6 protein-coding genes are annotated in these 7,458 nt (G+C 53.8%); 1 reads left to right on the forward strand and 5 read right to left on the reverse strand.

Annotation, left to right across the window (positions count from 1 at the left end):
- Positions 1 to 263: 263 nt before the first annotated feature.
- The 5 genes from ACR0QW_RS10265 to gatC all read right to left on the reverse strand — a co-directional run bounded on the left by ACR0QW_RS10265 (position 264) and on the right by gatC (position 5,876).
- Complete coding sequence (locus tag ACR0QW_RS10265; RefSeq protein ID WP_432643554.1) at positions 264 to 1,136, reverse strand: epoxyqueuosine reductase; 873 nt, start codon at positions 1,134 to 1,136, stop codon at positions 264 to 266.
- Between the two features lie 87 nt (positions 1,137 to 1,223).
- Complete coding sequence (locus ACR0QW_RS10270) at positions 1,224 to 2,540, reverse strand: GDSL-type esterase/lipase family protein (RefSeq protein WP_432643555.1); 1,317 nt, start codon at positions 2,538 to 2,540, stop codon at positions 1,224 to 1,226.
- 119 nt (positions 2,541 to 2,659) lie between these two features.
- Positions 2,660 to 4,108: an Asp-tRNA(Asn)/Glu-tRNA(Gln) amidotransferase subunit GatB gene (gene gatB / locus ACR0QW_RS10275; protein WP_432643556.1), complete on the reverse strand. Its 1,449-nt coding sequence runs from the start codon at positions 4,106 to 4,108 to the stop codon at positions 2,660 to 2,662.
- Positions 4,108 to 5,574, reverse strand: coding sequence for an Asp-tRNA(Asn)/Glu-tRNA(Gln) amidotransferase subunit GatA (gatA, locus tag ACR0QW_RS10280; RefSeq protein WP_432643557.1), 1,467 nt, complete (start codon positions 5,572 to 5,574; stop codon positions 4,108 to 4,110). The genes gatB and gatA overlap by 1 nt, the downstream gene beginning before the upstream one ends.
- 14 nt (positions 5,575 to 5,588) lie before the next feature.
- Positions 5,589 to 5,876: an Asp-tRNA(Asn)/Glu-tRNA(Gln) amidotransferase subunit GatC gene (gatC, locus tag ACR0QW_RS10285; RefSeq protein WP_071141828.1), complete on the reverse strand. Its 288-nt coding sequence runs from the start codon at positions 5,874 to 5,876 to the stop codon at positions 5,589 to 5,591.
- A gap of 245 nt (positions 5,877 to 6,121) precedes the next feature.
- On the opposite strand from gatC, the gene ACR0QW_RS10290 reads away from it, so the two are divergent.
- Complete coding sequence (locus tag ACR0QW_RS10290) at positions 6,122 to 7,261, forward strand: trans-sulfuration enzyme family protein (RefSeq protein ID WP_432643558.1); 1,140 nt, start codon at positions 6,122 to 6,124, stop codon at positions 7,259 to 7,261.
- Positions 7,262 to 7,458: the final 197 nt, after the last annotated feature.

Here is a 7,458-nt window from a genome sequence, read left to right on the forward strand (position 1 = left end):
GACAGCCTCAGCGTTGGGATCCAGATTCATCAGCTTGCTAGCTTTTTCCATAGGGATTTTTGCCATTTCGAACAAACTCATTTGTAACGCCTCCTAAAATTTTCAACTTTCCTAAAACTCTTATCTTTGAACCCTTACGAGTTCATTATAGCATGATTCTGAAAATACGCAATTATTTTTTGTATCTTGTATACAATTTCATTTTTGCAAATTATTTAGCAAAGTCAAGATGTGCTTGATTCCATTTCCTTATCGCTTACTTATCACTCCCGCGCATCCAGCAGGGCCAGATTCCGCAGCAGGAGTTTCTTTCCCCGCCAGGCAAAGGCCCGCTCTCCGTATCTTTCTTTAAACTGCCGGTTGGTCAGCGGCTCCAGTTCCTGCACAGTCAGCCGGGACTGGCGCCGCCTTTTGAATTCCGGAACGGGAGTCACTGGTACCTGGGCATTGCAGGGGCAGCAGCGCTGGCATTCGTCACAGCCGAACACCAGGGGCGTCTTCCGCAGGATGATGATTTCCTCCGGCGTCAGCTCCCCCTTTTTCTGGGTCAAGTAGGATTTGCAGGTTCTGTAATCATACCTTCCGCTGCTGAAACACTTCCCCGGGCAGCATCGGGTACAGGCGCCGCAGTGGCAGCATTCTCCCGTATCCGGCAGGTCCGGTTCCAGCGGCAGGGTAGTCAGCACTGCTCCGATGAAACACCAGGAACCCCAGGTCTTGTTGATCAGGCATCCGTTATCCCCCTGGAAGCCCAGGCCAGCTTCTACGGCCAGCTGCCGTTCAGCCAGGACCGAGGTATCCACGACAGCTTCCTGATGGCTCTCAGGCCAGTTCTGTCTCAGCCAGGCGGTAATTTTCTCCAGATACTGCCGGATGATCCCATGGTAATCGGGAAACTGGCAGTACAGGGACAGATTGGCTCCCTCCGCCGGCAGCTGGTAATAAGGGAACAGGATGACCACCGCCGCCCGGCAGCCGGGCAGTACCCCGGCCAGATCATACCGCTCCGGACCTTTTCCGGCAGCCAGGGGGCAGATATCCGTCCGGTGTTCCGGCTCCGTCAGCCGATTGGGAGCAATGCCCACGGCCGTCAGACCCAGGCTGCGGCAGTACTCTTTGATAGGCTGGCTGTCCATGGGTATCTCCTTTCTGACATTTTCAAGTCTTTGAAAAATGGGGTGTGGAAAATGTTTTTCACACCCCATTTTGATTATCGTAAAGATTCACAGGAATTCCTGCAAATGGCCATTGATAATCTCTCCCATCATCTGCTTCATTGTAACATCTCCATGGAGTCCGTCCAAAGCCATTTCCGCAGGGAGTTCCGGTGCCATGACCTCGAAGGGAGCTGCCACATCGATGTGCGGCTGGCTGCGGATGTACGCATTCACTTTGGCAAAAGCTTCCTGCCAATGGGGATCCGAATCCTCGTCGAAAGCCTTCCGGATATTGGCCGGATTGATGGGTGCCAAGGTCATGAGCACCGGTGTGATACCATTTGTCCGACACAGATTCTGCATCTTCTTCAGGTCGGCGATGACATCATCCGGTGGAACCCCGTCCCGCAGGCTGTTGGTCCCGCCCATGATCAGCAGGACCTTCAGATGGAAGGGCAGTACATCTTTTTGGAACCGGTTCACCATCATTTCGCTGGTGTCTCCGCTTTCCGACAGGTTCACCACCGGTACCTGGATGTAGGAGCTGTAGCTGTAGGCCGTATCCGAAGGGCTGAAGGACATGTGCCCGCCCCCGTGGGAAATGCTGTCTCCGTAGACGCCTACCTGGATTCCTTCATCCGTATCCAGAGAAACTTTCTGGGGCAGACTCCACTCACCCACGGGCAGGCCCCGCTTGTCCAGACCTCGAACTCTCCAGTAATAGGTACCGATCCGGGGCTGTTTGTCATACAGATCCGTCAGGCTGGTGGTCTCTGCATAGACCCGATGGGCTGATGGCAGGATCCCGTCCAGATGCTGGGGCATATCATCCAGGATTTCAACTTCATACAGGGCAGCTCCGGGCAGAGCCGTATAGGAATACACCGGATACAGCAGCCGGGTACCGTTATCCGGCTGTGCCACCGGTTTCGGCACTGGAGCATAACGTTGATTCCGCTGCAGAGAAGAGGCCAGCTCAGCCGGCTGAGAAAAAGCACCGATGGGATTTCCATCCATATCCAGGGGACGTACCCGCCATAAAAGCGGCAGATTCCCCTCCAGATCAGGCAGCTGGTTCTCCTTCAGCAGGAGCTGGTTCCCATAGAGTTCATCATTTCGGTAAACAGCAGCTTCCACAGGCTGCTGGGGTTCCAGTTCTTCCGGTACGCGGGAGAAGATTTCCAGTTCATAGCGCACGGCCTGCAGATCTGCTGGCCACTGGAGCAAGGCCAGCTGCGGAGCTGGCTGGCTGTACTGACTCAGGATCCGGCTGGTGCGATGCTGCAGGGTATTGTTGAACTGACCGGCAAACAGCCCTGGCAGCAAGAATGCTACCAGCAGGAACCGCCACAGCCGGCCGTTTTTCATAATGGACTGAAACATCTCCATCCCTCCTTTCGTAATGCCTTATTGTACCAAATTCCCCTGAAAAAAGGAGGTCTGTTCTGTGATTTTTTTATAACAGAAAAGGGAGCTGTGATTGCTCACAGCCCCCTGATATTTTATTCGCCTTTGATGGTTTTGATGATCAGTTTGTTGACCATGCCCGGGTTGGCTTTGCCGCGGGATTTTTTCATGATCTGGCCTACCAGGAAGCCGATGGCCTTATCCTTGCCGGCTTTATAGTCCGCAACAGACTGCGGGTTGGCGGCAATGACTTCGTCCACCATCTTCTGGATGGCACCTTCGTCGCTGACCTGTTCCAGGCCCAGTTTCTTCACCAGTGCAGCAGGATCTTCATCCTTCTTCAGCATTTCAGCAAAAACCTTCTTGGCCAGCTTGCTGGACAGCACGCCCTTCTTGATCAGGGCAACCATCTGTCCCAGATGAGCCGGGGAAACAGGGAAGTCACCGATGCCGCAGTTGTTGCTGTTCAGGTAAGCGGACACATCGCCCAGGATCCAGTTGGCCACGCCTTTGGCATCTTCGGTTTCCGCTGCAGCGGCATCGAAGTATTCGGCCATTTTCTTATCGGCTACAATCAGTTCAGCAGAGTAGTCGTCCAAGCCTTTTTCGTTCATCAGACGGGCTTTCCGGGCATCCGGCAGTTCCGGCAGTTCGCTTTTGGCTTTTTCCACCCATTCTTTTTCGATGATGATGGGAGCCAGGTCGGGTTCCGGGAAATACCGGTAGTCATGGGCTTCTTCCTTGCTCCGCATGGAGAAGGTCATGCCCTGGGCATCGTCCCAGGTACGGGTTTCCTGAACCACATGGCCGCCGTCTTCCAGGATTTCCTTCTGCCGTTCCACTTCGTATTCAATGGCCCGTTCCAGGGCTTTGAAAGAATTCAGGTTCTTGATTTCAGCACGAGTACCGAATTCCTTGGCACCTGCCGGCATAATGGAAATGTTGGCATCGCAGCGCATGGAGCCTTCCTGCATCTTGCCGTCGCACACACCGGTGTACTGCAGATAGGCACGGAGTTTTTCCATATAGGCACGAGCTTCAGCCGCAGAACGCATATCCGGTTCGGATACGATTTCGATCAGGGGAACGCCCGCCCGGTTGTAGTCTACTGCGGAGAAGTCGGAAGTACTGATGGAGGCACCGGAATGCACCAGTTTCCCGGCATCTTCTTCCATATGGATCCGGGTAATGCCGATCCGTTTGGTCTTCCCGTCCACGTTCACGTCCAGATGGCCCTTCAGGGCAATGGGCTGATAGAACTGAGAAATCTGGTAGGCTTTGGCCAGATCCGGATAATAGTAGTTCTTCCGGTCGAATTTGCTGTAGCGCTGGATTTCGCAGTTCACAGCCAGTGCGAAACGCAGGGCATATTCCACCATTTGTTTGTTGATTACAGGCAGAGCCCCGGGCATACCCAGGCAGACCGGGCATACGTGGGTGTTGGGAGCACCGCCGAATTCCGTAGAGCAGGAGCAGAAAGCCTTCGTCTTGGTTTTCAGTTCTGCATGGACTTCCAGACCGATTACGGTAGTATATTCTGTCATTATTTCAACCCTCCCAGAGGTGCCACGGCTTTATGGAAATCCGTAGCCTGTTCAAAGGTGTAGGCAGCCCGCAGCAGGGTTTCTTCGCCCAGTGCCTTGCCGATGAGCTGGGCGCCCACAGGCATGTTGTCTACAAAACCGCAGGGGATGGAAATCCCGGGCAGCCCGGCCATGTTCACCGGAATGGTGGTCACGTCCAGCATGTAGACCGTCAGCGGATCCATCTTGGCATCCAGCGGATAAGCCACCACAGGAGAGGTGGGAGTCAGCAGCAGGTCGCACTTCTTGAAGGCGTCAGCAAAGTCCTGACGGATCAAGGTCCGTACCTGCATGGCTTTGTTGTAGTAAGCATCATAGTAACCGGAACTCAGTACGTAGGTCCCCAGCATGATCCGGCGGCGGACTTCCTTGCCAAAGCCTTCTGTACGGGTCTTGCGCATCATTTCCGGAGCGCTTTCAGCAGCGGTTTCCCGGAAGCCATACCGTACGCCGTCAAACCGTCCCAGGTTGGCGGAAGCTTCTGCCGGAGCAATGATGTAATAAGTGATGACGGCATATTCCGTATGGGGCAGGGACACTTCGATTACATGGGCACCCAGTTCTTCGAACTTCTTGGCAGCCATTTTGATCTGGGCAGCCACTTTGGGATCCGTGCCTTCGCCGAAGTATTCCTTGGGCAGGCCGATGGTCAGGTCTTTCACATCCTGGCGCAGAGACTTGGTATAATCAGGGACAGGAGCATTATAGCTGGTGGAATCATGAGCATCCACCCCGCTGATGGTGTTCAGTACCAGAGCCGCATCCGTCACGTCGCGGGCAATGGGACCAACCTGATCCAGGGAAGAGGCAAAAGCCACGCAGCCATACCGGGAAACCCGGCCATAGGTAGGTTTCAAACCGACACAGCCGTTGAAGAAGGCCGGCTGCCGGATGGAACCGCCCGTATCAGAACCCAGGGACCAGATGGCTTCACCGGCTGCGATGGAAGCAGCGCTGCCGCCGGAAGAACCGCCCGGTACACGGGTCAGATTCCAGGGGTTATGGGTAATCTGGAAGCGGGACGTTTCCGTGGTGGACCCCATGGCGAATTCATCCATATTGGTCTTGCCCAGGAAAATGGCCTCATCTTTCCGCAGGTTTTCGATGACATGGGCATCGTACACCGGCATGAAGTTCTCCAGGATCTTGGAAGCGCAGGTCATGCGCACACCCTTCACACTGATGTTATCCTTGATGGCACCGGGAATCCCGGCCAGGGGTTTGATGGGTTCGCCGTCAGCGATCATCTTGTCCACTTTGGCAGCCTGGGCCAGTGCGTTTTCTTTGTCCAGAGTAATATAGGCCTTGACCTGATCTTCTACTTCATCGATCCGGTCATAGACCGCTTTTGTCAGTTCCACGGAGCTGATTTCTTTCTTGACCAGCTTATCGTGGAGCTCATGTGCAGTTTCTCTATACAGTGCCACTGTTCTGCCTCCTCTTATTCGATCACCCGGGGAACTTTGAAGCCGCCTTCATATTCCTCCGGTGCATTCTTCATGGCATCCTCATGGGACAGACTCTGGACCGGAACATCTTCCCGCAGCACATTGCTGATGGGGAGTACATAAGGAGAAGGTTCGATTCCCGTGGTATCCACTTTCTTTAAGATTTCAGCATAATTCAAAATCTGGTTGAACTGTTCAACGAACTTGTCCATTTCATCGTCCGGAACATTTAACCGGCACAGATTCGCGATATGCTTTACATCATTGACTGTAACGCTCATTTTTTCACCGCCTATCGAAAATCTATTCCAGCGGGCCGTCAATACCCGCTGAAACCAGTTTTACTCAAAGATTATATCACAGGTCGGGCAAATAGAAAACTCTTTGCAGGGCTTTTCCCTGTCTCCATGCACTTCCCCGCCTCTTGACAAACGCCCTTGGGAAACAGTATTGTATAGGATAGTCGATTGTCTATTACAATAGTATATATTGGGTGTGTCCAGCACCCTCCAAGGAGGAAAAAATCATGAAATTCACTACTGCCTGTATCCACGGAAGCGGCCCCAATGATGCCACTGGCGCCGTTTCCCCTGCTCTGTATCTGACGTCCACCTTCGCCCACCCCGGTCTGGGGAAATCCACCGGCTGGGCCTACACCCGGGAATCCAACCCCACCCATGCCCGTCTGGAAAAAGTCCTTTCCACTCTGGAATCCGGTGTCGATGCCCTGTGCTTTTCCTCCGGCATGGCTGCCATCGACGCCGTCATGCGCCTGTTCAAATCCGGCGATCATATCGTGACCGGTTTTGATCTGTACGGCGGTTCTTTCCGGCTGTTCGAGAACACCTACGAACCCTATGGCCTTACGTTCACAGCAGTACATACCAGTGACCTGACAGCTGTAGAAAAGGCCATCCAGCCCAACACAAAGGCCATCTACCTGGAAACTCCCACAAACCCCACCATGGAGATCACGGACCTGAAGGCCCTCAGCGACCTGGCCCATCAGCATGACCTGCTGGTAATCGTGGACAATACGTTCCTTTCCCCTTATTTCCAGCGGCCTCTGACGCTGGGAGCGGATATCGTGCTCCACAGTGCCACCAAATACCTGTCCGGTCACAACGACCTGCTGGCCGGCTGCGTAATCAGCCGGCAACAGGCTGTAGCCGACCAGATGCGCGCCATCTACAAGACCACCGGCGCCATGCTGAGTGTATTTGACAGCTGGCTGCTACTGCGCAGTCTGAAGACCCTGCCCGTGCGCATGAAACAGCACCAGGAAAATGCCCTGTATCTGGCCCAGTGGCTGGAAAAGCAGCCCATCGTGGAAAAAGTGCTGTACCCGGGCCTGCCCGGACATCCCGGCTATGATATCCAGAAAAAACAGGCCAGCGGCTTCGGCGGCATGATTTCCTTCTATGTGAAGAAGGAAACCTATGTAAAGACCATCCTGGAAAGCATCCAGCTGATCCAGTTCGCTGAAAGCCTGGGCGGCACCGAAAGCCTGCTCACCTACCCCATCACCCAGACTCATGCGGACCTGACCCCGGAAGAAGCCGAAGAAAAGGGTATCACCCACACCCTGCTCCGATTCTCCGTAGGCCTGGAAGACAAAGAAGACCTGCATGATGATCTGGAACAGGCGTTTGCAAAATGTAAGTAAGCAGCCCAGACTGAGATAAGTTTCGGATCTCAAGGCTCGAGACTAGGAAAAAACAGGGGGGTGTGAAGAAATGAGAATTCATTTCTTCACACCCCCTATGTTTTTTATCTCTATGGCTCTCTCAACAAAATTTGAGGAGAAAAGAGCATACTTCCCCCTTTCCCCCAAAGATCAGCTTTTTTAATTAAGCTGCCATA

Source organism: Acidaminococcus sp., assembly GCF_050873445.1.
Taxonomy (GTDB): Bacteria; Bacillota; Negativicutes; order Acidaminococcales; family Acidaminococcaceae; genus Acidaminococcus.